Source organism: Brevibacillus composti (assembly GCF_016406105.1).
Classification (GTDB): Bacteria; Bacillota; Bacilli; order Brevibacillales; family Brevibacillaceae; genus Brevibacillus; species Brevibacillus composti.
This window is the reverse complement of the sequence record NZ_CP066308.1, coordinates 632,179-658,222: the sequence shown is the minus strand read 5'-3', so window position 1 is coordinate 658,222 and position 26,044 is coordinate 632,179. Positions and strand designations below refer to the sequence as shown.

Sequence of the window (26,044 nt, the reverse complement as noted above, 5' to 3'; positions counted from 1 at the left end):
CCGTCTGGTGAATTTAATGGGTGCCTCCCGTCCCAAAGTCGTCGTGGCTGGACAAATTGGCATGATAAAAGACGACGTCGCCGTCCAGCAGGGAGAACGTTGCCCCGTATGGATCGACGAAGCTGGGCTGAAACCCTTCCATCCGCCACTGATTGTCCAGCGGCGCGTTTTTGTATTGCAGATGCGGATGGTTCAAGTCTTGATTGCGGATCGTTTCGATGTTGAAATTGACGATGATGTACCCATCCTTCAGAAATACGGGCGCATGGTCGTCCAGCCGGTGCGTGCGGCCGTACTCCGCCAGATTGAAGCCTTTCGGCACCACGTACGGCGCGGCGGGCAAACTGTAGTCCCCCCGCCATCGCTGAACCGAAGCGTTGGCGCGGGCCGCATCGATGCCGGAGGGCACCTGCGTGCTTCCGACAAACGTCCGAAGCTGAGGCGGCAGCAGCATGATATCGTAACCGCCCACATAGGTCGGCTTCTGCGCATCCTTTACATATTGATCGATAAACGTCTGCCTCGCTCCGGGCGAACCGTTCAGCGACCAAAGCATTGCGGCGGTGCCGGTCAACTCCTGCTTCGGCACATTGCGCAGGCGAGCGTCGAGCGTCACATACCGTTTCTCCACATCGTCGCTGGAGCCAATACGAATAAACCGCTGACTGCCTGAATGATAGTAGAGATCGACTTCCTGCCTGTTCTTCCCCTTGCTGTCCACAAAATAAAACGTCGGTGTAATGAGGATGCCGTCGCCCGAGCCGAACATGTTGCCTTTCGTCATGACTTCGAATTTGACATGGTAACCCGTTTTGACCGCAACATTTTTCTTGCCGCTCTCCGGGTGACTGCCTTGCCGTACCGGCAGCACGTAAGGAGGGGTATTGCCGCGCGGTGCGCCGTCAATGCCTTTCGTGCCGACCCAGTAGGCGTTTCCTGTCGGCGTCGCGCTGCCCTTTTGGGTGCGGAACACCGATTCCCAGGCAAAATCGGCAATGTCGGTGATGCGGAAATCATAGAGACGTCCGATCACTTCCACTGGAACCACCTGCGTAGCCACATGGTTGGACAAGTCCAGATTGGCATTCATCTGGGACGTAAAGGAGGCCGGACTATTCTCGGCAAACGTCCGGAATAATACGTCGTAATAGCCTTCATCCACCCAAACGGGCAAATAGAAGGTCGTCTGTATCTGACCGACCGGGATGGATACCCACGTTTCCTTGGGGACAAACGTCGTGCGATCCGCTTTGTACACATCGAACGGAAACCAAATCTGTTTGTCCCTCACATACTTGGCATAATCCCGATTGCCGTAGCCCTTGATGTCCTTGTGCGGGCCGCTTGTCGGAATCGTTACGGTAAAGGGCCGGTCCAGAATGAGCGCAGCCCGACCGGCGGTTGGCTGCGTTTTCTGATTATGCGCCTGGTCGTCGGATACGGACGCCTGATTGACAACGGGCGTATGCACCGTCACCGGATTGATGCCGCCGATCGGAAAGCTCTTGTTTTCCCCGCCGCCAATGCCCTTGACCAGCGTATAAAAGATGGTGCCGGTGCTCGGTTGATTCGCTTTGTTTGTTTTGAAAGCGTCAATGAGATAACCTTTGCCGTACAGCACATCTTGCCCAATCATCGGCGGGGCCGGTATCGCCCCCGGCGTCGGCGCTTTTTCCTCAACGATTCGGTTGTCCATGATTGTATTTCCGTTAAAAACGAACGAGTCGTTTTTTACCTTGATCTTGCCAATAGCTCTCTCGGCCTCGTTTGTCCAGTCCTCGTTCGGTACGGAAGGCCGGCTGGAACCGCCGGAAATCGTTTGTCCGGGCAGCGTCACATTCGAATAGACCGGATCGGTCATATGCGCGCTGAGCGACGCATCATGCGCAGCGGAAACGGTTGGCGGCGTATAGCCATTCGGCTCCAGCGTAACTGTTCCCGAAGGAAGCGCATAATTGGAGACCGTCGCCTTTTGAATGCCGTACACTTCGAGATTTTGAATCGTCCAGAAGCTGTACTTGCGTTCAATCGAATAGTTTTTGGTGACCGTCTGTGTATCTGAACGCGGAACGGTAATGGTGGTCGGATTCCCGTCCGCATCGGGCGGGCCGGATCGCGTCTCCGTCCAGGTGAGGGTATATGTTTTACTCACCTGAATCGGGTATTGCTTCGTGCCGGTCGTTTCCGTGAACGTGTTGCGATACAAGTACGATTTGGCCAAAGCGTTCACATACAGGTTCTCTGAAGTCGGAATGCCTTGCAGCACATCAAATTTTTCTGCGCCGCGCGCATCCGCCTGAATGACAGCAGAAGCGCTTGGCTCCATCGCTTCGGCCTGCTGGGAAGCGCCGGGCTGCGGTTTTCCGTCGCCGTCGCCTTTGCGTACCGTATGATCGGATGTCGAGTCCCCCGTATTGCCGTCCACATCCTTCACAACGACGGTGATTTGCACGCTCACTTTGTCGCCGGACGTGAACGGGATTTTGATCGGAATCGTTTTACTCGTTGACGTGCCGGAGAGGTTTCCGGTTTTGTCGCCCGTTTGAACGAGCCTGGCATTTCGAATATCCGTGATTTCGTATGACTGCAAATTTTTTAACGACTTGACTTCAAAAACAAAATTCCCGTCCACTTCGGTCACGTTTTGGTCGACCGTTTCCGGCGCTTCAATCCGGGACGCGACCGTTACCGAGGAGGGAATTTTGTAAATGCCGATAAAGTTGGAGCCGCCCGATCCCACCAGAATGGAGCGCTCTTTGAGCTTGGGGTCGCCTTTTTCCTGAATGAACAGCTTCTCGTCGGGTTTGTTATTGTTCGTAATGTAAGAGCGGATGATTTCATACGTCTGACCGCCGGAAGTGATTTGTCCTTCGAACGTATGGTTCGCTTCCTCGCCGGTTGCGAAAACGCCTTTGTCCACTTCTTTGAGTTTGGTGCCGTCTTCTTTTTGATAGATGGCCTTCACCGGATTGTTCTCCGCATATTCGGCAACCGCGTCCGTTCCGCCCAGATGCACCGTAAAGCTTCGCGTTCGCACCTTCGGATTGGTTTCCGGGTCTTCTTGCAGCCAGTCTTTCCGCGTCGGGTCCTGCTTGGGCGATAAATAGGAACGAACGATCGTATACGTTTTTCCGTTGTCCTCAATCGTTTCGGGAAATTCATGATTGATCGTTTCCCCGACTTTGTACTCGCCCTTTAGAAATGTAACTTCCGGTCTTTGAATGACTATGCCGTCTACGGTTTTTGCAATGACATCGACGGGAAATTCCGCGCTTCGATAGGGTACATGAATGCCGAAATAATCGTCCAAGTCGTCCGGGTGCGCCCAAGGTTCGGCTCTCTTGATCTCATCTAACGTATAAAAGGGCCCTTTGCGCACGTTGCCGTTTCCGTCGATGGACACCATGATGGCATACAAATATAAGTCGTCGTTGTCTTTGATGTCGCCCATGCCCGCGTTCCACATGCCTTCCGTGACAAGCGCCTCGCTGACTTCGTAATAGGTCGTGACAGGCTGGCCGGGGATGGGCGGATTCGGTTCCTGTCCTACTTGCCGTACTTGCTGGTCCAAAAAAGAAGCGTGTTGGCCGCTTCTCGGATCGCCGCACTGCTTGGGCGTCGTATTCGAACATAATTGGTCACGGCGCACTGTCCACCCCACGGTTCTGTATTTAATGGACGATGTTGCAGCCGTACTGGTGATCTTAAATTTAATGGTGCCATTTTCAGTTCTGACATCGGGAGGTCCCGCGAAAACAGAGGTTGGAATGGAGAAAAACAAAAATAAGCATGCCAGCAGCATGCTCAACAATCGTTTATGCAATTTGTTCATATCTCTACTCCATCCTTTTAATCGTATGGTTGTAGAATAAACTAGCGCTCGGACTTACTTTCAACGTTGGCCCCCAATCGCCTCCCACATTCGTGGACATCGAGATATCGGTGTAGCCTTCATACCAAATTCCTTTTTCCAAAGATTGTTGGTTAGGGAACCTTTCATCATAGAGCAAGTCTTTACTTTCCTTAAACGAAACAAATTTAATCCTGAATTTGGATCGGATATAATTATCGCCGAATCCGTTCCGATAGATCATAGAAGGCTCGGGATCAAGGTATCCTTCGATCTGAATCTTGTTTTCTTTCACCCACTCCACATACCGCCGGATATATTTCAATTCCGCATTGGAGCTTTGCACTTTCGTGGCGAATACCGCCTGCGCCCACGAATCGTCGATCGTGTTGTAATCCACATTCAGCCACAACGCGCCGAACGTTTTCAGCCGGTTCATCCATATATCCACGTTTTTCTTATTGAATTCCGGTATGGTCGAATAGAGCACCAAAGAAACCTTGCTGTCCGTAGGATGCGAGTAGGGATAGGCCATTTCATAGGCTTCATTCGGCACATCGGCCAGAATGTACGAGTAATCTTTCGCGTTCTTCGGCAAATGGGTTGTGCGAATCAGGCGGCCCCATTCATCGTACTTTGCATTGGCATCTTCTTGTGTGGAAATAAATACGGTCGATGTCGGGCTATCCCAATTCACTTCCGCCCCCAGCGCTTCGCTGACAAAACGCAGCGGGACAAACGTCCGGCCGCCGCTGGTAATCGCCTTCGAATCGAAGACCACTTCTTTACCGTTGACGAGCGCCTTGCTATCGCCAATCGTAAGCACAATATGCAGGTCGTCCCGCTCAATCGGTACGGTCATGGTTTCGGGTTCCCAGCCTACGTTCGCGCCCATCTTTTCCGCGATGAATCGAACCGGCACGAGCGTCCGGTTGTTTTCATCGACAAATGCTTGCGCATCGGGAAACCAGATTTTTTGTCCGTCCATGACGACGCTGACAAAGGACGGAGGGTTGCTCGCCGCGCTTGCCGTTACGGTGAACAAGCTGCAAATCATCGCGGCGACAAGTCCTGCAATTACCCATTTTCTCACGCCATTCGCTCCTCTCTTAATATGGATCATGACAAGTTTGGAAGATTTCGACTGTTAGGTTCATCATAAAGCCGATCTGACGGCGTGTCCACTTTCCGAAATCACCGCCGTCTCGTTAAGATGGCGAGTCAGGACAGCCCAGCGGCATATAGCCTTTTTGCGCGGCCGCTTTTTCGCTGGAAAACGTCTCTTCCACCGGATAAGTAAAGTCGCATGTGCTGCGATAATACACTTTCATGCTTCCTTTCCTGGCTCCGACAATCTCCGGCTTTTTGAGCACGCGGCTTCCGCCGAGCGCATAGTTGTTGTAAAACTTGCCTCCCATCGGAATGCCTTGGATAAAGGCAAGCACCCCGACGTCATCCACGGTATTGTGCCATTCCTCCTGCGAAATGGTCGGCAGCGTGAAGGTGTAAGAAAAGCCGTATCGGGAAACCGATTCGTTGTGTTTGTTGATCCGGTAGGCGAGTTCGTCTTCAATTGCGCGGACGATGGTGCTCCGGCGCACCTGCTCAAATCGCTCCGCATCCTTTAATAGCGCAATATTCGTCTGCTGCCCGACGTCGGCCCGCAAGCCTTCGTGCCAGCTCCGGCTGCCCGCATCGTAAGCGAGGACGAAATCGTCCAGCGTGAACGAAAGGCTGTTACCCGATGAATCGGCGTAGGCATACGGCCTCTTTGCTCCCCAAACCGGTTTTCGTTCCGTGCTCCCGTCGGCTCCCGTCCACTCCTCCTCGGCATAGACGTAGAAACCGTCGTAACCAATCACCGCAATAGCCGGGATATACCGATTGAGTACGCCTTGCGCAACGGGAGCGTCGGCAATGCCGAAGCTTGCGTACAGCGTCCGATAAAAAGCGGCAATCGCTTCGTCCTTGTTCAGCGCCACCCGCTTGGCCGATTCGTATTGCGTCTCCCGCTGCTGATTCGCATTGACGGTCAACATCCGCGCTGCGTCATCCACCGCCGCATCCAGCGCGGTGTTATAGCGCAGCTCGGAGAGTAGCGCCTTCCGCTGCGTTTCGACTTCAATCCGGTTCACGGTCGCAAACGGCAGGAAAATGAGCGCCCCGACAATGGCCCATTCAATCAGCCTCATTGCGCACCACCCCGCCGTAAGGAATGAAGATTTTTTCGTTCGGACTGATGGCCTGGTTCAGGAAATCGAACAGGATCGTGCCGGGAGTCCGGTTCGTATTTTTAACCGTGACCGCAAATGTATCGCCGACCCGCAGTTTGTAGCGTCTCGCCGGATCGTCTTTTGCGGCCGCGCTGTTCGGGAACAGCACAGGCAAAATCTGCGCGTTGTAAAATAGGTCGTAGTGCACTTCGTAGCTGCCCCGAAACGTATCCGGCCTTGTCGGGTCGTCGTAAACCGGCACGTACTTTTTGCTGCCGTGTTCCATTTGCACATCGAAGGTGTTGCCCGTTGCCGCAATCGCCTCCATAAAGTCCGTATACATGGTCGGCGACACAAAGCCTTTGTCCCGCACCGCATCCACAAATGTTGTCGTCGCCCGCAGGACGACCAACTCCGAAATATCGTCCTGCTGGTCGAAGGCTGCGGAAATGGGGTAGAGGTAGAGCAAAAGAACGGCAATGAGCGCCGCGAAAACTTTCGAGAAACTGTTCATGGCATTCTCCTTAGCGTAAAGCGAAAATGAGGCGCAGCAGCCGCCCGGACGCATCCCGCTGGGCGACTGCCGTATACCGGGCATTCAGGCGAATGCCGGCGGGGACGAACGGGTCCCGATCGAGCGGCGGCGCGTATCGAACGCCGTCCACCACAATTTCCGCGTCTCCCGTCTCCAGCCGGGCAACGGACTGCGCTACCTCTGCGCCGGATACGGTGCCGTCGCCGGCAATCGGCGTAAACGTCATCTGCATGTTGCGATCCAGCGTCTTTCCCGACACATAGGCGGTGGCGTTCAGCGCGGCCCCGGTTTGAAAGAGCATGAGTCCGCTCGTTGCGGCCATCAGAAAGAGAAGACAGGCCACGCTCATTTCCAGCATCGTTCTGGGGGCATATTCCATCGGCTTCCTCCTTGAAAACGCAGGGGCGTCCGTCTATACCCGAAAGGACGCCCCATCAGCGTTGTGATGTCAGTACGGACGCTTACTGCTGCCGGAACACGATGCCGCGAATGACGTTGCTGCTGTCGTGCACCAGTTGCGCCCGAAATTTGCCGCTCGGATTGACGTAGTTGATATTCGCTTCATCGAGCGCATGGCTCAGTTGCCCCGGCGCTTCACCAACCACTGAGCCGTAGGTCACACTGTCGATTGGAACCCCCGTGTTGATCACCTTGCCATACCACTGACCTGCCGGATTTTTCCCGGTGACAATCTGGATGCCGAACTGGTCTTGATCGCTGAACTTGCGCAGCGCGTTGACCACCTGACTGCCCGACAACGTCGTGTTGTCGTACACCGTAAACGCCGTTTGCGACAGCTCCGTCTGGATATTGCTGAAATTGCTTTGCGCCGCCTTGGTGGAGTCTTGCGCGGAAATAAACAATACGACGGCGAGGGTAATGAGCGCGATGGCAAGAAAAATGCCTGCCGCCATCACGAGTGCTTTTTGCGCGTTGGACATGAACCGATCTCTCCTTCAAATAAAATTCGAAATAAAAAGACACTTCCCGATTGGAAAGCGCCGCAACATGTCCGTTTACTGAATGCGTTGAATCTGTTCGTAGTAAACGGACATCTGGTGCAAGCTGACGATGACGAGCGGAATGACCAGATAGCCGAAAATGAGGGCCATCATCGGCGCAAACCCGATCCATTTTCCCCAGCCCGCCTTTTGCTCGATCAATTGCTCGTACTCCTGTTTGCGCTGCTCCTGCGCGTAAGCCTGTTCCGACTCCAGGTCGTCGAACGCTTCCCGAATCGGCAAACTTTGCGCCGCCAGTTCCAGCTTTTCGACCGTGCGGACGAACGGCACAAACGGCGCATCCTCTTTCAGCTGCGCCAGCGCCTGATCCGCGCCCTGTTCGAAGTGAAGCAAGCAGGTTTGCAGCGGTTCCTTGAACACGCGGGCAAACTGTTCCATCCAGATGAGCAGATGCTCGACCGACATCCGGTCCATATCCGCCAGCATGGCGATGACGGCATGCAGTTGATCCACTTCATGCTTCATCTCCATCTGCCGCATGCGCCGCTGGAACAACCGAACGCCGACCGGCATGGCGTAGCCGCCCCATCCCGCGAGAGCGGCGAGGAGCGCTTCCCACCACTTCACATACTGATTGTCCAGCTTCGTGAGCTTGACCATAATGCGCCGAGCCGCGGCGCGAAGCTGATCGTCCTGATTCGCCGTCGGCGTTTCGCTGCGGAGCAGGGCCATCACCGTTTCTTCGGTGCGGTGCTTCACCTCCTTTACGCGATCGATGATGCGGCGATCGAGCGCCGCCGCCTCGCGCGCCTTGGCTTCCTCCTCCGGCGAAAGTTGGCCGAACAGGATGCCCGGCTTTACCGGCGCATACAGGATTTGATGCCGGCTTGCGGCATGAAGCGTAATAAACATCCCGAGCACTGCCAGAAAAGCCATGCCCCCCGCCACGATGCGCTGCACATAGAGCCATTCCAGCCGAAGCGGCGACGCGGTGTCTTTAAGCAGCTTGACCATGCGGTCAGCTTCCCGGGAACTGGGGGCGGGACCGAAACGATGCACAACCCAGCGCATCCACGGCCATTCGCAAACCCGTTTCTCCCATCTTTTTCGGCCGGTTGGTTTTGGACTCGCGTCCAGCTCCTGAATGTTCCGCAGCAGGACGTAGGACAGCCATACGACCGCAATCAGGCCGATTTTCACGATCCAGCCGGTCGTGCTCGCATAAAAGGCGTCCATGGCCGGAAAGTAATGGCTGGCCCAAGCTTCGATCGGCCGGGTAAACAAGAGCGGCAACAGCGCGATGGCGGTCAGTCCTTGCAACAGGAAACTGAGGCGCTCGCGGCGCAGCAGTTCCAGATTCAGTTCTGTCGCGAGCTTCCCGAGCGCCTTCAAGTACACGGAACCGGCTGCGGTTCGTTTGTCGCCGTATTCCTTCACCAGATGCGACAGCCCGGCCAAGCCCTGCAAATAGCGGTTCGGCGCGCTCTCGATATACTGCGCCAGCCGCTGCTCGGCGTCGCTTGCCGTGAGCACTTCGTATATTTCGTGTCCGTGCAGCGCCATCTCATACGGCGCGCCGTCCGCCGCTTCATAAATGGCTTCTTCCACCATGCCATGACGATGATAATGATGACGCACATCCGAGAAAAAATGCCGGAGTTGCCGAAGCAGTCGCGTCTCCAGCCGATGGACCAGGTTGTCCGAAAAGATCCCGTGGCCAACCCAGAAGCCGATGCCAATCATGCCGAGCGCGGCCGGGTCGCGCACGCCGAGCGCCAGCGGAACAGCCGCCGCGAGCAGCACGCCCCAAATGAGGAGCGCCGTCCTCATCGTTTCCAGCCGCAGCTTCCATTCGTCGCCAAGCTGGAGAATGGTCATTCGTTTGCGAAGTTGGTACAAATAAGCGCGTAGAATCGGTACGCGTTCGCATAGTCGATACAACTGCTGCAACACGCTGTGCAGCGCTTGCTTCTTGCGGGCTTTGCCCGGTTTGCGCAGCGCTTCATACTGCCGAACGGCCTCCACGTCCGAACCGTGACGGGATACCCATTGAAACGCCGCCACCATCGCGAGAAACAATAACGTCGAGGCGCCCAGCAACAGGGACAGCCATTCAATTTTCATCGCTATCCCCCCAGTGAACCGCCAAAAACGCCTCGAACGCCGCCTGGTCCGGCCCGGCGAGGCATGCAGCGATTTCCTTGCGGCTTCGCTCGGACAACGGATGAACGGCGACATAGCGTCCGTCCCGGTATTCGATGACGTTCCGCGCGACGTAAAGCGGTCGGTCCGTCGATCGGCGGAAATATTCCAGCATCGTCTCCATGAACGCCGTCATTTTCTCCTCGGTCGTCGTTTTGTGGCGGAACGTCTCCGGGTAGCCCTCTTCCTGCTCCACCGGGACGCATTCGGTAATTCGTTCAATGTAGCGATGTCCGTCCGCGTCCCGCCTGAGGTGAATGTCGAAGTTGATGACGCTGACGACCTGCTGCTCGGCCACTTTTTCGTTCGTAAACACCCCTGTCTTCAGCAGCGAGTTGCGCAGCGAATAGACGAGATCGCGGAATGTTTTGGCATGATGCGTAAACAAGGTGAACAGCGAAGCGACCTGCGCCATCTGCACCATCCAGGCGGCAACCGGGTCGGTCGCCACTTCTCCCAAAATATTGACCGAGCCGTCCGTTTTTTTCTGAATGTCCAGCCCGTCCTGCCCGGAGATCGTTTCCGTTTCCCGCAGGCTTAAAATGTTGCGATCCCGGTATATTTTCCGAAGCTGAAGCTCAAAGCTCATTTCCTGCACCCGAATCGGCAAGATGGCCGGAATGTAGCGCACCATCGCCATCAAGAGCGTCGTTTTGCCGCTGCCCTGCGCACCGGTGATGGCCGTAATGCGCTCGCCCATGACCAGATATCGGATCAGCCCGATGGGCAACTCCGCATTGTCGTCCTGAATCAATTGTTCCAGCGCGGCGTTTTGCACATCGAATTTGCGCACAAAAAAAGCCCACGATTCGCTGAACCGGGGGCGCAGCACGACGACGCGGGAGCCGTCGGCCATTTCGTTCACCTTAAAGCCGTTCGCCTCGGACAATTGGCCGGGAAAATTATGTTTGTACACGTTCTGGCACACGCGCCTCAGTTCTTGCTCCGAGCCGAAGGACAGGAAGCTCAAATGAATGGATTTCCCTTTATAAAACAGCCACACGCTGTCATGCGACCTTGGCACCTCGCGCAGCAGCGCTTCTTCCTCCAGGCTCCACTCGCCTTCCCACATCGAGGGCGGGATGCCGGAGACGCCGCCCGATACGCCGTCGATTTTCATGTCGCGGATTTCGTCGATGACGCTGAATCCTTTGTATTGCTGATAGATCCGCTGCACAACGATCTGCATTTTGTCCTCGGCAGACAGCTTGCGCGCTTCCCGCTTGTAAATGTCGCGGATTTCGTCGGCGGTAATCCGATATGACTCGGTTTCTTCGTCTTCCATACTCCGTTTGGGGCGATCCAATTCGTATTTTTGAATCAGTTCGTCCAGTGCTCTCAACCGATGTTGTTTCTTAAACAGATAGAGCAGGATGTCAAACTGATCTTGCGGTGAGAGCGCCTGCGGGTCATCAAACGGCAGAAGCCGATTCAGGTTATTGTCGTCCAGATTGTAGCGCTGTTCGAGCAAATCGGCGATGACCTGCTTCACATACGCCTTGTCCCGCAAATCTCCGGACGTGCAGCCCCGCAGCGCTTTCTTGAGTTCTGCGCGCTTGTTTTTGCGACGGCGGTATTCTTCTTCCGACAAGCCGAAGTCGATCAGGTTGCTGCTTGTCATCTCGTGCAGCGCCTCTTTCACGAACTTGGTCATCGCTTCCAGCGTGTAGACCGGTTTTTCGTCCGGCTGCTCCGGCAAGCGGCGGCTCATACGTAAATAGAGCAAGACGCCAATCGCGATGAGGATGCCCGCCAGAAGCAAAGCGTTCAGCGCGAACATCATCGGTCATCGTCCTCCTTCCCGCCGAAAAGAGGCTTGTTCAGTCCGGCGTTGTTGATGATCGCCTGCGCCAATGCCCGCACTTGTTGCATAAAGGGATAGTTTTCATGGTCGCGCGGCACCTGTCGGTTGCGAAATAAAAAACGGACGGCTTCTCCTTGCTGGGTCGCATCCAGCCAGCCCGTATTATGGACAATCGGGTACGCAGGCTCCCGCCGATGGAACTGGCGCTTGATATTCTTAACGGTCAAAGCGGAGCGAGGATCGTATTTTCCGAATACAAGCAAATGCTTCCGGTTGGACTGAAGCTGCGCCTCCATTAGCGGAAAGACCTGCTCCAGCTTGAGCCCGTTTTGCGGCAGACAGACGACCAGTAAATCCGCCTGACGCAGCAGCGCCTGTGTCCACGCCGACAAACTGCCGCTTCCGCCGTCCAGCAATACCAGATCGTAAGCGCGCCTTGCCAGTTCCAAAAGAGGCGCAAGCCATTCCTGAGCGGCTGAAACAAACGATGCATCCGGCTTGTTCGATCCCGGAAGGATGTCGAGCCGGTCGGCGAGCAGCGGCAGCGTGTAATCCCGCAACCTGTTCGGTTCCAGCTTGCGGTTCTGCAAGAGCCTGAGCAGCGCATCGATACCCGCGTCAGGCGGAGCGTCCGCTTTGCTCATCCAGGTCCGTCTCGGGTAAAAGCTGCGTTCGATGACCGCGTATTCGCTTTGCAAATGCCCAAGCAGCAAAAGACGGGAGGAGTATTCAAGTCCAAGCAGCGCGGCGGAGGCGATCAGGTTGCTCGTCGTACCGGCTTGTCCCGAAACCGGACTCCAAAACACCACGGTAAAACCCATTGCTTCATCTCCTTTCGTGCAACTTTACCGGCCTCACGCACGCTTTCGCGCACGCACCCATGCCCGCCGGGCCGTTTTGGCATCGCATTCAAACAACTGTTGCAGCATGTCCAGCACGTTCCGGCGATACACCCCTGACAGCCGCCTGATATCGATGCGGCCATGATGCTGGTTGTCCAGTTCGACCGACATATCCCGTTCGTCCAGCGGAAAGCGGAACACGGCCTCCTCCCAGCGTACAGCCTGCTGCGGCAGCAGCAAATCGATATACGACTCAGGTATGGCGATCGGCAAGGTAGGGGTAATCAGTTTGTAAAACGAGAGCGGCTGGCCCTCCGCTTCGTGAAGGCACAGCCGCTGCATCAGATTCGCGTTGATTTGCATACCGAGCCGACGATAATTGCTGCACCAAACCCGCTTGTCATAGCCCGGCAACTCCCGTCCTTTCACAAATTCGGTGTGATCGGTGTCGAGCAGCATGACATCGTATGCTGTTTCGCCACCGGCTTGAAGCAGGCAACGCTCCAGTTGCGCTGGCGTGATGAACCCGGTCGCCACATCGATGCCTTCAAACTCCCGCAGCGAATAGCCGAATTCTACTTGCGGCAAATAGCCTTGCATGGACTGGGCAAGGGTGGAATCCACGATCAGCACCTTTCGCTCCATCGCCGTGAGCAGCTTGCCTAGCACGAGAAGCAGATGGCTTTTGTCCGGCGCGCCGAAAAACACGACTTTTTTCATGACAGCCTCCTTCACTGATTAAAAATTTGCTTCAATTTATCCGTGCTGGCAGGCGCTTCCGACGGCGATGCTGGCGTTGATGGCGCTGGCTCCGCGGACGCTTCCGGTTGATCTTCATTCGTCGTTGTCGGAGCGGAAGGGGAAGGCAGCGGTTGCGCGGCTGGCGGTTCGTGATCGACCGTAGCCGTTGCGCCTGCCGGTTGCGGCGATGGAACCGCTTCTTGCATGGCATTGCCTTGCCGCGTGACGATCCGCTCGTTTTGCAGTTGCTGCTGAACCGTCACGCTGCCGCTCGTTACGCGCAGTTTGTCCGACTCGCTCATCGCCTTGAGATTGTCATCAAGTTTCAGGCGAAGCTGGCGGGCAAGCTCGGTTGTCGCTTTTTCGAGCAGGTTCGGATCATGTTCCATCAAATCAAGCACTTTCGGATTTGCGGGATAATTGACCACAGCTGCTTCCTGCAATCCCGGCTCGATATACGGCAGGGCATACAGCCGTGCGCCTTGCAAGTAGGCATCGATAATCGCGCTTGACGTTTGCAAAATATCCTTCTCGTTCATTTCGAGCCAGATGACCGTTCCTGACAACTCCCGCGCTTTCTTCTTCGCTAACAGGACATAATCTTCTCCTGTCGGGAAGTTGATTCGCACGTCGATGTACTGTCCCTTTTGCAGATTGGAGGGAAGCTGAATGACATGAAACTCCTGCACCCGCACATCCTTCGGGATCGGCGTGCTCTCGTACAGCATGGACGACATCAGCGGTGTTCCGGGCTGCAATTCGATTTTGGCGCTTTTGCCGATGGCCGCTTCCCGTTCAGTAATCATCCCGGATGGCACCAGACTCGCGGGCATCGGGACGGACTGGAGATCCTCCGCCGTGACGGTACCTCCGGCCGGAATGGTTCGTGCCACGGTCCAGACGTTCCTGCGCGATTGTTCCTCTATCGTTTTCAGTTCCTTGATCTGCCTTTCGTAGTGTTCCTTCATCTGTTGCTGTTTCTGCTCTTGCTCTGATTGCTTTATCAGAGAATAAATGGCCGCAGCCACAAGTAAACAAACACTTACGGCAATCGCGGCGATAATAAGCGTCTTGCGGTGCCGATACGTCCACGACATCGCTCACGTCTCCTTTCTCCTATATATGGAATTGCATCTCTTACCGGGCCTCGTCACGGCGCTTAGGCTTTTGCCGGGATACAGCCTGATGCTGCTCCAGTTTTTCTTGCGCCCATGCGGGCATATGCTCCGGTTTTATCAGACCCATAAAATCATCCCGATTCCAGCGAGCCTCCTCACCGGTATACAGATTGATCACGTAAACGGCGCGACCTCGGGAATAGGCAGAGGTGCCAAACCCGCTTAGCGCCAGCACAAGCTGGTTAACTGCGGTGCGATATTCGGGTCGCAACCGTTCCGGCCGGATGACAACAACCTGGTTGTCAATGCGCATGTCTTCGCGATTCGGCTGGCATTGGGCTTGGGTAAGGGGAGATAGGGGCACCTTGACACTGGCCCTTTCTTCTTTGAGATCCTCCAGCTCCCATTGCACGCGGGAAACAAAGTCATGCACGGCCTCAAGATAATCCGCGCCGGCCGCAATCGCGTAAAATTGCTCGACACCCAACGAATGGTTTCGGGTGCAGGTACAAACCATGTACGGACGTTCGGCATTGGTTTCGTCTATGCCAAGCAGCACTTCCACCTTCCCGATGGAGATGGCCTGAACGACTTCGTAGTTGTCCACCATTCGCTTCATTTCTTCCATCGTCCGTCCTCTTTTCCTGGAAAGTTGCGGTCTTCCTGCGTTCTCCGGTTTCGTTTTGATTGGCCGGCTTCACGAGATTTCTTGTTTCGCGTGCGCGGCTGCTCGGTCTCATCCTCCAAAACTTCAACGCGGTTGAAACCCGGCTTTTCTTGCATCAGGCGCTCATATTGACGACGCCTCCCTTTCGTGAAATACATCATGAATCGCCTCCCCAAAAATGGGCATAAAAAAGCTCTCCGTCCTAAGGGAGAGTGCCTGCCGAACAGGATACAGGTTAACGTTCCTGTTCCCGTTGCCGTTTTTTATACCAGCTTTCCAACAATTGTACGATCAGATCTTCCTTTTGCTTTTCGGTAAAGTCCCTCGGGAAGAAACGGTCGACCCGCTCGCGCCGAATGGTCATCTTTTCTTTCTGGTTCGGCTTCTCCTCTGTGAGAATCGAGAAGATGACATCCACGTTAAGCCGCCCGTCCTGGCTCAGTTTTTTCATGCGCTGCGCCTGCGCCAGCGAAGGCGTGCAGTCTTCGGACTGCATCGTTTCGTACAGGGCATTCTGTTCTTCTTCGGCCAAGTATGAAAGTTCTACGGCCGGATTGAAGGCGATCCGTTTATCGTCTACCATTTCGAGAATGGTGGGGGTCAGTTCGGTAAGGCGGATATAACGCTGGATTTGATTGCGGCTTTCGCCTGCCTGATCTGCCAAAATTTCAACTGAATATTTGCCTCGTAAATCCTGCCCAACTTGGGTAGAATTTTCTTTACTCGGTCTGCCCGCCTGTCTTTTCATCGCCTCCAACTTCATCTTATAGGCGAATGCTTTCTCGCTTGGCGCAATATTTTCCCGTTGCAGGTTGCTGTCCACCATAATGATCGTCGCCTGATCGTCGTCCAGTTCGCGGACGATGCAGGGCATCGTTACTCTGCCTGCCAATTCGCTCGCTTTTTTACGACGATGCCCGGCTACCATCTCGTAGCCGCCACCTGCCTTCGGACGTACTAGTCCGGGAACAAGTACTCCGTATTGCTTCACGCTGTCCGCCATTTCCAGCATCACTTCGTCCGCCTTCACCTTGAACGGATGGCTGGGAAAATCGCTGATTTCCGATAATGGTATTTCCGTCACCTTTTCCCGCTGCTGATCGGCGCGGCTCTCCTCCGTCGAGAATAAATCAGCGACTGTGGTCAGTTTGATGCTGGCGCGCATGTCGTCTTTCGCTGCCAATACTCTGCACCTCCTTCGTAAAGGCGGCATAAGCCTCCGCAGCTTTCCCATCCGGATCATGGACGTAAATGCTTTTCCCCTTGGCGCTTGTTTCCGCCGCGCGAACGGATAAGGGAATTTCGGTGTTGAACACGCGAAGCTTGTCGCCGTAGTCGCGCCGAAGAATAAAGGAAATGTCTTTGGCAAATTTAGTCCGACTGTCTACCATCGTGAGCAGCACGCCGTCCAAAAGCAACTTCGGATTGATCTGCCTGCGCACACGGGCAATCGTCTGCAACAGTTGGGTCATTCCTTTGGCCGGTAAATAATGCGCCTGTACGGGAATGATGACGCTGTCCGCAGCGGCAAGCGCATTGATGGTCAACATGCCCAAACTCGGCATGCAATCGATCAGCACGTAGTCGTAATCGGCTTTAACCGAATCGATGTACGAACGCAAAATCGTTTCTCTGCTCATCGTATTGACGAGCGATACCTCAACAGCGGACAATTCAATATTGCCTGGCATCAGGTCAACGCCTTCATGGTGATGCAAAATACCTTCCCGCGCTTCATAGGATTCTTCCAGCATCGTTTTCGCCAGCAATGTGGCCAAAGATACCGGCAGATTATCCGGTTCGTGGAACCCTAACGAATCCGTCAGGTTGCCTTGCGCGTCGGCATCGACCAGCAAAACCTTTTTCCCATCGGCTGCCAGACCGATCCCCAGGTTGACCGCCGTTGTGGTCTTGCCCACGCCGCCTTTCTGATTGGCGAGGGCGATCACCTTGGTCATTCTACACTTCTCCTTTCACGCAAAAAGCCGGTTTGCTCTGATATTTCAGGGCAACCGGCTTTTTTAAAGTATCTATAATAAAAGAGAACGCCGCATAAAGGGCGTCCTCTTGAATATTCAAATCCATATCGTATAAGTAGCTTGCCTTAGTGTTTGGAAATGCGAAGCCATTCGGTAAATTGTTAGGAGCCGCAGTGTTAGTGTTCTTCAGCAGACATTGCAATTGCTTTTGTTTCATGAACTGTACCAAATGGATGCTCGGGCGGCGCATAAATGACGTAAATTTTAAGCGGTGTATTTCCTGTATTGGTTACATTGTGCCATTTTCCAGCAGGTATCATGATGGCATAGTCATCATAGGCCATTTCTTGAAAATCTAATTTATCTTTGCTATCACCCATTTGAACAAGTCCTTGGCCTTCTTCAATACGTATGAATTGATCGGTAGTTGGATGGACTTCTAAACCGATGTCATCGCCAACGTTAATGCTCATCAAAGTCACTTGAAAATGTTTCCCTGTCCATAAAGCGGTGCGGAACGTATTGTTTTGTTTAGCGGCTTGGTCAATATTCACTACAAATGGTTTTGATCCGTAATCCATTAATTTAGGGTATCTGTAATATGGATAACGGTTGCTAATGAGCCAGTTGTAGTAATGCGGGTTCCAATTATAGCCCCAATAATTGTTATTCCACTTGTTATGCATAGGATTATGCCACGGACTGTGAGAGCCTGTATTCAGGTACATATTCATTCCTCTCTTCTCAGGATTCATGATTTACCTTTTATCCTATGCGGTTGCCTATTGTTAAGGAATACAAATGTACAATAATGGGCTAGAACCCAAATGGCGACGCTAATCAAGCGTCTGTTCCTATGAATTCAACATATCTACGCATACGACGTCCAAATCCAGGTCCAAAACGACGGAAACCTCAATTTTGTCTTTGAGCACCTTATTTTTGAAGTCGTTGCCGTCCGCCGTGAAAGTCATAAAACGCGCAAAGTGTTGAAAATAAAGGATTTCTACGTATCGATTCGTTGCATTCCTATTACGCACTCCACATGTGTCGAGACCGTGAAAGGAATATATTGCGGTTTCTTTGTCCATCCAAATCGAAAAAATTATATGATACAATACAATTGATCCCTGTAAATGTCAAAGTTTATTTTAATGAGGAAGCTCAAATATGAAAACAAATGTCTTCCAAACAGCAGTAGAATGGATGAAGGAAAATAAATCAAACCTCTTTCCTCCCGTCTCTTTTCAAGATTACCTGAAAAAGAACGGATTGCCAATCGCAAATACCGCAGCATCCATCTCCGTCGATTCAATTGAAAAGTTAAATCCGCTATTACGATTCGAACAAACAATGGTGTTTCGATTGGGGGCTTCGGATTCGGGAACGGGTACTCAGTTCGCTTTGAGAAAAGTGGACGATCTACGAGAGTATTTCTTGATTGACGACGAGATATTTACGGATAAGAGTGGCAGCGAATTTTCAATCGAAGAGTCGTCAGGCCTGTTGGCTTTCAAGGTACTTCCTTATTTGTCCGAAACATCGCTAGTCAATCTAGGTTTAGCGACAGGATTAATTGGCCGGGCTTTAGGTTTATCCGATGAAAAAGTTTCGATTACAACTGCAACTTGTCAGGCTGCATTCTCCTTTTCACTGAAGTTGAATTCTGAGGATACCACGTCGTATTTGCACAACAGAGGACAAGTTGAGATTGATGCTATGTTTGTTGCAGAGAAAAATAATCGTCCGACACTATTCGTAATGGAAGCTAAGAGCGATACAACTCATAGGTCATTAGCAAAGCATAAACTCGTTTACCCGATTCTTGCGATTTCAGAGAGCGTTTCTACTGAAATACCTATTATCCCCGTCTATCTAAAAGTATTCGAAGCTGATAATTTTTGGCATTTTCATATTATTGAGTGTTCATTTCCTGATCCAAGAAATAGTATTCGTGCAATTAACGATTTACGACCAAAATCACATACATATTTCCGAGTGCGGCAATAGCAATGTTTTTGCACGATTATAGAATAGGAGTGAGAATTTATAATGGCAGCCGGAACAATTGAAGCAAACAAAGAGATTCTTCAAAAAATATTCTCAGAAGATTTTTGGTTTCTTATCCCCGAGTATCAGCGCTCATATGTATGGCAAACTGATAATATTACTGAGCTTGTAGATGACTTGTATTTTGCTTTTGAACACAAGCCAGAAAATGATTACTTCCTCGGATCATTAGTTCTGAAGAAGTTAAAGGAAAGTACTTTTCCAGAATACGAAGTACTAGATGGACAACAACGACTAACAACATTTTTTATCATGATGGCTGTGTTAAGAGATACCATTGATAACCCACAATATAAGAAAACACTGCATAAAAAAATATTTCAAGAAGAGAGTCCTCTTGAAAATATCCCCTCCAGAACTAGGCTAACTTACAAAATTCGAGATAGTGTAGAAGACTTCATCCATCAATTTGTTATTAAATTAGAAGGAACAAGCAATATAGATGCGCTGAAATCCTATTTAGAGAGCGACAACGTATCCATCTCAAATATGTCCAACGCCATCCTCGTTTTGCGTGAACAGATGCTAAAAATAAAACAAGAGCATGGTCTGGAAGAATTCGTGAAGTTCATCTTTAACAAAGCACTATTCATTTATGTATCGACAGAAAATACCGAAGATGCATTCCGGTTGTTCACAATTCTGAATAATCGGGGAATCCCACTGACAAATGCAGACATATTGAAATCACAAAATATTGGGGCGCTGCCCACTGAAAAGGAAAAGAATAAGTACGCAAAGATATGGGAAGAAATAGAAGGGAAACATGGTGATGATTTTGATCGTTTCTTACAATTTATTAGAACGATCTTAGTACAGGAAAAAGCCAGAGCAAATTTACTGGAGGAGTTCAATGAGAAAATCTATAGTGTTAAGCCTCCTCAAACTCCTCGGCTCCAATTAGGTAAAGATACAATCGACTTTATTAATCGATATAATGAAATATATGAGGAGATCATTGAATTACAAAGCACAACTTTAAGTAATAGCTTTAAAAACTTACTTACCATCATGAAAATCGGTTTGCGTTCCGAAGACTGGATTCCACCTTTAATGCATTATTATGCGAAGTTTGGAACGAAACAATTGGAAGAATTCCTCAAAAAATTGGAATATAAATTTACGGGAGACTGGGTTTGCGGAATTACTCCGACGATCCGATTAGATGCAATGAATAGTATTCTTAAAATGATCGATCAGACTCCGCAAAGTCAATTAGATAATTTACTTAATAATAGCCAATTATTCGAAATAGACCTTGAGGAATTTAAACGTAATATTCAAGGGAATATTTATAAAAAACAGTATGCTCGACATCTGCTTTTAAAGGTTGAATATTTGTCGGGAGACAATACCGTTCATTTGTCGAATTATGAATATATTACTGTTGAACATGTTCTACCTCAAAATCCACCAGACAACAGCCAGTGGACACGCGATTTTAACGAAGAAGAAAGAACTAATTGGGTTAATAAAATTGCGAATCTAGTCTTGATAAGTCAAAAGAAAAATAGTGCATTAAGCAATCAGGATTTTGAACAGAAAAAGAAAACATATTTATCAAAACGGATTGATGCTTTCCACGCAAATAAAGTGTTTATTGAGCAGAATTCAAAATGGACTCCGAGCGTCTTAAAAGATCGACAAGCCCAATTGATTAATATGCTTTCTGAAATACAATAATCTCATATCAAACCTTGCCATCCCCTCCCATGAGTTAACATCGACACACTTGAATTCGGGAGGGGATTTTGCTTTGCCATATCAACAATGGCCGGATTGGTTGCGGCCAGCATTGGATCAGCGGTTTAATAAACTGGCTGCATTAGCCGGTAAACAGCATCAGGTTCATCATTTGCGGAAAAAACTCGATCAAATCACCTTACAGTTGAAGAATGAACTTGCCATTGAACAATATCAACTCATTCTGGAATGGATGCCGTGAACTATCAGCATGCGGTGGAAAAAGAATGGATGTATGCTGAGGGGACTAAGGATGGTGTCCGGCTGATGTGTTGCGTTGGCGAAATCGCATATATGGATAAAACGCTGGAATGTCATGCCGGAAATAACGAGAGGGTAAAGTAAGGATTTGCAGCGTCAAAATATGCTCAACGGATTGGGCGGGGAAGCTTTGAAGGCCGATATGCGGTTTTTGTATTTATTCCTGTTGCTTCAATTCTTGCCTATATACTGATCCGATAATCCGAATGTATGTTAACAGTAACCGCAGGGACTATAGATTAACGACCTGCGGTTCCGTTTATGTTCATGTGTTATACTTCGTTTACTCAATGTTCTCTTCAATATCCAACCCGCTTTTCAAGGTAAAAACAAAATGCGCTGGCGAGAGAATAGTTATCTTCTCAACCAGCGCATTGAATATGTCATCGTCAAATTGTTCGAGCAAATCTTGACGTAAGCTTAGGACTTGAATAATTTCATCGATTCGATCCTTGATTTGTGCCTTTTGGTCGTTGTCATTTTCCAGCAGGGATTTCTTCTGCCGAAGTTCGTTCAGTTGATTTGAGATTCGAGCATTTTCTTCGACGTACACCGCTTCGTCAAGCTGATCCCGAAGCTTCAGGTTGACCAATCCTTTGAGATCCGATTTTAACTGTTCTATCTGCCGTTCGATTTCCAATAGCGGTTCATGTCCTGCCCGTTTGGAAAGCACCGCTTCAATATTAGCCTTCAGCGTTTGGATGAAACTTTCCTTATCGCCGTGCATCCGATTGAACACTCGTACAAATGCATTCTGCAAAACAACTTCATCGACCGCCTTGGCATCACAAGCATCTTTACCTTGCGTCACGTAGGTTCGGCATTGCCATACCACCTTCTTGGACGGATTATTGCTGTTCCAGGTTCGCCGCTTGAAATTGGCTCCGCAGCATCCACAGAATACTTTGCTGCTAAGTGGATATTTGCTGGAGTATTTCTTGCGGTCGCCCATGACGTTTCCCTTCAATTTTGCACGGCGCTCTTTTTCCCTTTGAACCGCATCGAACATTTCCTTGGAGATAATCGGCTGATGGTTGTCCTCAATCAAATATTGTTGTTCCTGCCCTTTATTCTTGACTCGCTTATGCGTCAGAAAATCGACAGTGACGGTCTTTTGCTGGAGTAAAGCTCCGTAATACTTCTCATTGGTCAGGATCAGCGTTATCGAAGAGTCCCACCATTTTTCTCCACCTGTGACGGTTTTGATTTTATCCTTCATTAATCCATTGGCAATCGCCTGATAGCTTTTACCATCCAGATACTCATCGTATATGCGTCGGACAATCTCAGCTTCCTTCTCATTGATGACCAATTCACCGTTTTCATCCTTATCGTATCCGAGGAAGCGAGTGGTGTTGCAGAATACTTTGCCGTTCTGGAATCCTCGCAAGATTCCCCACCGGCAGTTCTCGGATATATTCCGGCTTTCGTCTTGTGCAAGGGAACTAAGGATGGTGAGTAATACTTCACCTGTCGTATCCAATGTGTTGATGTTTTCCCGTTCAAAAAATACTGCCACACCGAGACTTTTCAGCTCACGCACGTATTTCAATAAATCAAGCGTGTTTCTCGCAAATCTCGAAATCGATTTAACCAGAATCAGATCGATCTTGCCGTTTCGGGCATCCTGTATCATTCGATTAAATTGAACACGATTCTTGGTATTCGTTCCCGTGATTCCCTCATCAGCGTAAATATCGATCATTTCCCATTCCGAGTTACTTTGGATATACCGAGTATAGTGGTTGACTTGGTTTGTGTAACTCTCTTTTTGTTCTTCCGAGTCCGTGCTGACCCTGCAGTATGCTGCGACTTTCTTCTTTTGAATTTGCGGAACCCCATCCACCGACTCCACGGTTTTAACTGGTACGACGACAACCTTTTTCGCTGTTGCTGCTTTTGCCATAGCGTTTCTCCCTTCCCATATATTCTTATTACTGTGTCATGTTATAATTGCCCCCGCACAACATCAACTCATTTCTGCCAAAACTACACGCTGCTAAAGGACTTTTTATTTAGCATATCAATCTCCAAAAATTCCTCTTCGGTAATCAATTTTTGGGATTTCAGTTGTTTCAATAGGCTCAAACTGAGCATGTAATCGATGGATTTTCTTTGCATATGTAGTTGCCTCCTTTTAAATAAAAAATGGCTCACCCAAGAGGGCAAGCCGTATGTTCAGTGGTTAGATTAGACTTTTAAGCTGAATGGTCTTTTCAATGGTAACTGTGGGATCGCTTGATAGCGTGGCTGTCAACACGATGTATTTATTGTAGTAACTGCTGCTACTTCCGGCTTTCACGGTTGCACTATTTCCTGTACTGGCAGTGATGCTTCCCATAACGGGAGTCGAATTATCTTGATTCCGCAAGCTCCAAACGACCGACTGATCAAATACTTCAATGCCATTGTCATAGATGTGGCTAACGTAAGATGCGCTTTGCCCGACTTTAATGGTTGGATTGCCTGTAATCGATATCGTATATGTATGTGTCTGCGTTTCGACGGTTGTAATCTGAATCGTAGCCTGAACAGTCGGATGATATGTCAACGCAGCTGTAATTGTTGCTTGCCCAGCTTCAACCCCCATCACCATACCCTTATTATCCACGCTAACCACATTCGAATCAGATGAGGTAAAGGTAATCGCCGGATTTACCATCGGACTCCCATTATCCGTAGCTGTAACATTCAATTGTAAAATATCATTGATCAGCACATTGGCTGTTGTCCTGTTATCTATGGTTAAAGCGTATGTATGAGCAATTTCATATTTCCAACGATCTACAATATTATTTTCGACATCATCATAAGCGGTAGAGATAGAATCCAGCGAACAACTGAGCTTGATGATTCCATTAACAGTGCGATCAATGCCTTTGACTTTAAATGGCTGATGGGTATTGTAAAATCGCTGGCTTAAAGCAATATCTCTTGTATCCGCATTGTCTTGGAGGATAACGGTTATCGTTCCATCCGGCATCGAAATGATATTACCAGCGTCAATGGAAAAGGTTTTACCTTCCACAATCCCATCAAACCATTTCACGTTGCCATTAAAGTTAAACGCTATGCTATAATTGCATGTACGCATTCTGCCGCGACACGAATTGTTATTCTGATCAATCTGACTTGTGAGTAAGTATCGTTCATTTCGATAATCAATAAAATCACCTGTTTGAAGCGGTGTTGCTGATCGGATGATTTTTTCATCTGTTGATTGTATTTTATCTGTCGCATCCCGAATGAGAGCCATCAACTGCACACCGTTAACAGATACTGATTCCCCTTTCTCCCGAAGGAAAAAGTCCATTAGCGGTTCTATACTTCGTGTCATTAATTCATCTCCTATGCAAAATCCGGCTTACAACGGTATAAAAACAATTCTAGATAATCGCTCCATTCCTTCAAGTCCAAGATGATGTAAATGTACTCGTTGATTCGGACGTAACGGTACAGTTGCAAACTGGAATCCTTGGGACAAAAGACGCGATGGGTCATTTCCAATGTATATCCATCTTCAAAAGTAATGCTTTTATGATAAGCTTGGACATCCGCATCTACTTCTTTCAGCGTTGTAAAATCTGCCGAATTTACAATTTCCATTCTCGTATCGTAGAACATTCTCAGTACCCCACCTTAATTTTCGGAAGAGGAAGAGCGAGTCGGATGCTTGAAGGGATACCTGGTTCATAAGCGGCTGATCGTTCGCCTTCCTGCTTTTGAGTGAATCCGACCGAATCCCGATTTTTATACAGGTAGACAGCATAATCGACCACAACACTGTCGTAAACAGAGGGAAGATCATCAATGTTGCAGTAACCGAGGATGTTGCTTCTGGCTTTATCGAGATAATGGGTTAAGATATCGTCGAACGTGTTGTCTGATATATCCATACTTAATAATCGCTTTAACAAATCCAATTGGTCGCTCATGATGTCGGCCTCTTAACATTCGATGTGGATTTGGGTTCAGTTGTTTCTTCTTTCGACGGCGATTGATCCTCGGCCTGAGGTCGTTTCGTTTCTTCATAGCGCTCATTTGCGGTGAGTCGACGGATGAGTTCGTTATCCGTTACTTCCCAAACTAGTCCTGTATCCTTGTTCAAAAGCCACATGGCTTAGCCACCTCCAAAAAAAATGAAAATGGGGCATCCCAAACGGATACCCCGAACGTATTTCGTCTATAAATAATGTATTTTCGATTAGGACTTGTTTGCCGTAAGCACAGCCAATCCTTCAGGCTTGATGCACTTGGCTCCGAACACTTGCAAACCTTTGATCGCATCGGAGAATTGCTTCTCTGGACGATACGCTTCAACTGAGTCTACTTGTCCAGCAAAAGCAATGGCACTCTTATGACCCGCCATGATTTTATACTTGGCTCCTGCGTTATTTGGCACATTATTGGATTTGTAGACCGCCATGTTATCGATATTGCCGACAAAGCCCGTTCTCATCACATTGACATCCTTTGTAAATCGAGGATCTTTGACGAGCAATCCGTAAAAGAACGCCGGAACGACGACAAATCGGTCGGTTTCAGGCACATCGTTTTCATCCAGAATCACGCCCAAATCCACCAACAGGTCATAAGCCGTGTCTTTGGTTGGAACAACGGGCGTAGTATCACTGCCAATCACGTTTTCGGCTTTCACTTCGGTGTAAAATCCCGCAATATATTGGTCAACGACATTCGCAAGTCCGTAAGCGGCTTCTTGAATTCCGCCATCGAGTAAATCAACATTGGCTTGCGCGGCATCCACATCATCGACCTGAAAATTGAAAAACTTGGCTTGATCGATGACCAGATTCTTTTGCGTAGAGTCGAGTTCTTCCGGATTGCCGATACCAATTGACTTATCATAATTGCCGATGGTTACAGCTCCAATCGAGTTTATTTTAACGGTGGAGCCTTGACCTTTGATCTCACCTTCATAATCGGTATTGACCACATTTCCATAAACCAGATTTTTCTTAAAGTTCTCATTGAGCCTTGCGCTCCAGATTGTAGGAATAAAATTAGTAACTGACATATTCTAATCACCTTGTCCTTTC

General features: G+C 50.0%; 24 protein-coding genes. 3 read left to right on the top strand and 21 right to left on the bottom strand.

Annotation, left to right across the window (positions count from 1 at the left end):
- Positions 1–13: 13 nt before the first annotated feature.
- The 15 genes from JD108_RS03465 to JD108_RS03395 all read right to left on the bottom strand — a co-directional run bounded on the left by JD108_RS03465 (position 14) and on the right by JD108_RS03395 (position 17,641).
- Positions 14–3,832 carry a DUF5704 domain-containing protein gene (locus tag JD108_RS03465; protein WP_228728291.1) on the bottom strand — a complete coding sequence of 1,273 codons (3,819 nt, stop codon included), beginning with the start codon at positions 3,830–3,832 and terminating at the stop codon, positions 14–16.
- A 4-nt stretch (positions 3,833–3,836) separates the two neighbouring features.
- Positions 3,837–4,943: a copper amine oxidase N-terminal domain-containing protein gene (locus JD108_RS03460; RefSeq protein WP_228728290.1), complete on the bottom strand. Its 1,107-nt coding sequence runs from the start codon at positions 4,941–4,943 to the stop codon at positions 3,837–3,839.
- Between the two features lie 115 nt (positions 4,944–5,058).
- Complete coding sequence (locus JD108_RS03455) at positions 5,059–6,042, bottom strand: hypothetical protein (protein ID WP_198828575.1); 984 nt, start codon at positions 6,040–6,042, stop codon at positions 5,059–5,061.
- Positions 6,029–6,577: a hypothetical protein gene (locus tag JD108_RS03450; protein ID WP_148456355.1), complete on the bottom strand. Its 549-nt coding sequence runs from the start codon at positions 6,575–6,577 to the stop codon at positions 6,029–6,031. The genes JD108_RS03455 and JD108_RS03450 overlap by 14 nt, the downstream gene beginning before the upstream one ends.
- Before the next feature lie 10 nt (positions 6,578–6,587).
- Positions 6,588–6,977 (bottom strand): hypothetical protein, encoded by a 390-nt coding sequence (locus JD108_RS03445; protein ID WP_198828574.1) that lies wholly within the window; start codon positions 6,975–6,977, stop codon positions 6,588–6,590.
- Between the two features lie 82 nt (positions 6,978–7,059).
- On the bottom strand, positions 7,060–7,539 hold the full coding sequence (locus JD108_RS03440; protein ID WP_027093301.1) for a hypothetical protein: 480 nt from the start codon (positions 7,537–7,539) through the stop codon (positions 7,060–7,062).
- Positions 7,540–7,614: 75 nt separating this feature from the next.
- Positions 7,615–9,684 (bottom strand): hypothetical protein, encoded by a 2,070-nt coding sequence (locus tag JD108_RS03435; protein ID WP_198828573.1) that lies wholly within the window; start codon positions 9,682–9,684, stop codon positions 7,615–7,617.
- Positions 9,674–11,545 (bottom strand): ATPase, T2SS/T4P/T4SS family, encoded by a 1,872-nt coding sequence (locus tag JD108_RS03430; protein WP_198828572.1) that lies wholly within the window; start codon positions 11,543–11,545, stop codon positions 9,674–9,676. The genes JD108_RS03435 and JD108_RS03430 overlap by 11 nt, the downstream gene beginning before the upstream one ends.
- Positions 11,542–12,387 (bottom strand): CpaE/TadZ family protein, encoded by an 846-nt coding sequence (locus JD108_RS03425; protein WP_198828571.1) that lies wholly within the window; start codon positions 12,385–12,387, stop codon positions 11,542–11,544. Before JD108_RS03425 ends, JD108_RS03430 begins: the two co-directional genes overlap by 4 nt.
- Before the next feature lie 33 nt (positions 12,388–12,420).
- A complete protein-coding gene (locus tag JD108_RS03420) occupies positions 12,421–13,128 on the bottom strand; it encodes a hypothetical protein (RefSeq protein WP_124331908.1) in 708 nt (235 codons plus the stop codon).
- An 11-nt stretch (positions 13,129–13,139) separates the two neighbouring features.
- On the bottom strand, positions 13,140–14,246 hold the full coding sequence (locus tag JD108_RS03415) for an SAF domain-containing protein (RefSeq protein ID WP_124331909.1): 1,107 nt from the start codon (positions 14,244–14,246) through the stop codon (positions 13,140–13,142).
- A gap of 40 nt (positions 14,247–14,286) precedes the next feature.
- On the bottom strand, positions 14,287–14,895 hold the full coding sequence (locus JD108_RS03410) for a hypothetical protein (protein ID WP_198828570.1): 609 nt from the start codon (positions 14,893–14,895) through the stop codon (positions 14,287–14,289).
- A gap of 274 nt (positions 14,896–15,169) precedes the next feature.
- On the bottom strand, positions 15,170–16,117 hold the full coding sequence (locus tag JD108_RS03405) for a ParB/RepB/Spo0J family partition protein (protein ID WP_429847922.1): 948 nt from the start codon (positions 16,115–16,117) through the stop codon (positions 15,170–15,172).
- Positions 16,065–16,892 carry a ParA family protein gene (locus tag JD108_RS03400; protein WP_198828569.1) on the bottom strand — a complete coding sequence of 276 codons (828 nt, stop codon included), beginning with the start codon at positions 16,890–16,892 and terminating at the stop codon, positions 16,065–16,067. The genes JD108_RS03405 and JD108_RS03400 overlap by 53 nt, the downstream gene beginning before the upstream one ends.
- Positions 16,893–17,089: 197 nt before the next feature.
- Positions 17,090–17,641 (bottom strand): cupin domain-containing protein, encoded by a 552-nt coding sequence (locus JD108_RS03395; RefSeq protein ID WP_198829970.1) that lies wholly within the window; start codon positions 17,639–17,641, stop codon positions 17,090–17,092.
- Between the two features lie 442 nt (positions 17,642–18,083).
- Between JD108_RS03395 and JD108_RS03390 the strand changes: the two genes are divergently transcribed.
- The 3 genes from JD108_RS03390 (at position 18,084) to JD108_RS03380 (ending at position 20,928) form a co-directional block, all read left to right on the top strand.
- Positions 18,084–18,923, top strand: a complete 840-nt coding sequence (locus JD108_RS03390; RefSeq protein WP_198828568.1) for a DUF6997 domain-containing protein — start codon at positions 18,084–18,086, stop codon at positions 18,921–18,923.
- A 42-nt stretch (positions 18,924–18,965) separates the two neighbouring features.
- Positions 18,966–20,666 (top strand): DUF262 domain-containing protein, encoded by a 1,701-nt coding sequence (locus tag JD108_RS03385; RefSeq protein WP_198828567.1) that lies wholly within the window; start codon positions 18,966–18,968, stop codon positions 20,664–20,666.
- A gap of 73 nt (positions 20,667–20,739) precedes the next feature.
- The gene (locus tag JD108_RS03380) at positions 20,740–20,928 is read left to right on the top strand and encodes a hypothetical protein (protein WP_198828566.1); all 189 of its coding nucleotides are present in this window, start codon (positions 20,740–20,742) and stop codon (positions 20,926–20,928) included.
- Between the two features lie 342 nt (positions 20,929–21,270).
- Here the strand turns inward: JD108_RS03380 and JD108_RS03375 are convergent, their stop codons facing one another.
- The 6 genes from JD108_RS03375 to JD108_RS03355 form a co-directional block, all read right to left on the bottom strand.
- Positions 21,271–22,893 (bottom strand): recombinase family protein, encoded by a 1,623-nt coding sequence (locus JD108_RS03375; RefSeq protein ID WP_198828565.1) that lies wholly within the window; start codon positions 22,891–22,893, stop codon positions 21,271–21,273.
- 83 nt (positions 22,894–22,976) lie between these two features.
- Positions 22,977–23,108, bottom strand: a complete 132-nt coding sequence (locus JD108_RS22650) for an SHOCT domain-containing protein (RefSeq protein WP_323958397.1) — start codon at positions 23,106–23,108, stop codon at positions 22,977–22,979.
- Between the two features lie 64 nt (positions 23,109–23,172).
- Positions 23,173–24,324 (bottom strand): Ig-like domain-containing protein, encoded by a 1,152-nt coding sequence (locus JD108_RS03370; protein WP_198828564.1) that lies wholly within the window; start codon positions 24,322–24,324, stop codon positions 23,173–23,175.
- A gap of 11 nt (positions 24,325–24,335) precedes the next feature.
- Entirely contained in the window at positions 24,336–24,611 is a 276-nt protein-coding gene (locus JD108_RS03365) for a hypothetical protein (RefSeq protein WP_198828563.1), read from the bottom strand.
- A gap of 2 nt (positions 24,612–24,613) precedes the next feature.
- Complete coding sequence (locus tag JD108_RS03360; RefSeq protein WP_198828562.1) at positions 24,614–24,922, bottom strand: phage head-tail connector protein; 309 nt, start codon at positions 24,920–24,922, stop codon at positions 24,614–24,616.
- Positions 24,923–25,191: 269 nt separating this feature from the next.
- Positions 25,192–26,022, bottom strand: coding sequence for a phage major capsid protein (locus JD108_RS03355; RefSeq protein ID WP_198828561.1), 831 nt, complete (start codon positions 26,020–26,022; stop codon positions 25,192–25,194).
- Positions 26,023–26,044 lie beyond the last annotated feature (22 nt).

Excerpts from the sequence above, each read along its gene's own strand:
- JD108_RS03465 (WP_228728291.1), bottom strand. The coding sequence starts at position 3,832 with ATGAACAAATTGCATAAACGATTGTTGAGCATGCTGCTGGCATGCTTA.
- JD108_RS03455 (WP_198828575.1), bottom strand. The coding sequence starts at position 6,042 with ATGAGGCTGATTGAATGGGCCATTGTCGGGGCGCTCATTTTCCTGCCG.
- JD108_RS03450 (WP_148456355.1), bottom strand. The coding sequence starts at position 6,577 with ATGAACAGTTTCTCGAAAGTTTTCGCGGCGCTCATTGCCGTTCTTTTG.
- JD108_RS03445 (WP_198828574.1), bottom strand. The coding sequence starts at position 6,977 with ATGGAATATGCCCCCAGAACGATGCTGGAAATGAGCGTGGCCTGTCTT.
- JD108_RS03440 (WP_027093301.1), bottom strand. The coding sequence starts at position 7,539 with ATGTCCAACGCGCAAAAAGCACTCGTGATGGCGGCAGGCATTTTTCTT.
- JD108_RS03435 (WP_198828573.1), bottom strand. The coding sequence starts at position 9,684 with ATGAAAATTGAATGGCTGTCCCTGTTGCTGGGCGCCTCGACGTTATTG.
- JD108_RS03430 (WP_198828572.1), bottom strand. The coding sequence starts at position 11,545 with ATGATGTTCGCGCTGAACGCTTTGCTTCTGGCGGGCATCCTCATCGCG.
- JD108_RS03425 (WP_198828571.1), bottom strand. The coding sequence starts at position 12,387 with ATGGGTTTTACCGTGGTGTTTTGGAGTCCGGTTTCGGGACAAGCCGGT.
- JD108_RS03420 (WP_124331908.1), bottom strand. The coding sequence starts at position 13,128 with ATGAAAAAAGTCGTGTTTTTCGGCGCGCCGGACAAAAGCCATCTGCTT.
- JD108_RS03415 (WP_124331909.1), bottom strand. The coding sequence starts at position 14,246 with ATGTCGTGGACGTATCGGCACCGCAAGACGCTTATTATCGCCGCGATT.
- JD108_RS03410 (WP_198828570.1), bottom strand. The coding sequence starts at position 14,895 with ATGGAAGAAATGAAGCGAATGGTGGACAACTACGAAGTCGTTCAGGCC.
- JD108_RS03400 (WP_198828569.1), bottom strand. The coding sequence starts at position 16,892 with ATGACCAAGGTGATCGCCCTCGCCAATCAGAAAGGCGGCGTGGGCAAG.
- JD108_RS03395 (WP_198829970.1), bottom strand. The coding sequence starts at position 17,641 with ATGTACCTGAATACAGGCTCTCACAGTCCGTGGCATAATCCTATGCAT.
- JD108_RS03390 (WP_198828568.1), top strand. The coding sequence starts at position 18,084 with ATGAAAACAAATGTCTTCCAAACAGCAGTAGAATGGATGAAGGAAAAT.
- JD108_RS03385 (WP_198828567.1), top strand. The coding sequence starts at position 18,966 with ATGGCAGCCGGAACAATTGAAGCAAACAAAGAGATTCTTCAAAAAATA.
- JD108_RS03375 (WP_198828565.1), bottom strand. The coding sequence starts at position 22,893 with ATGGCAAAAGCAGCAACAGCGAAAAAGGTTGTCGTCGTACCAGTTAAA.
- JD108_RS22650 (WP_323958397.1), bottom strand. The coding sequence starts at position 23,108 with ATGCAAAGAAAATCCATCGATTACATGCTCAGTTTGAGCCTATTGAAA.
- JD108_RS03370 (WP_198828564.1), bottom strand. The coding sequence starts at position 24,324 with ATGACACGAAGTATAGAACCGCTAATGGACTTTTTCCTTCGGGAGAAA.
- JD108_RS03365 (WP_198828563.1), bottom strand. The coding sequence starts at position 24,611 with ATGTTCTACGATACGAGAATGGAAATTGTAAATTCGGCAGATTTTACA.
- JD108_RS03360 (WP_198828562.1), bottom strand. The coding sequence starts at position 24,922 with ATGAGCGACCAATTGGATTTGTTAAAGCGATTATTAAGTATGGATATA.
- JD108_RS03355 (WP_198828561.1), bottom strand. The coding sequence starts at position 26,022 with ATGTCAGTTACTAATTTTATTCCTACAATCTGGAGCGCAAGGCTCAAT.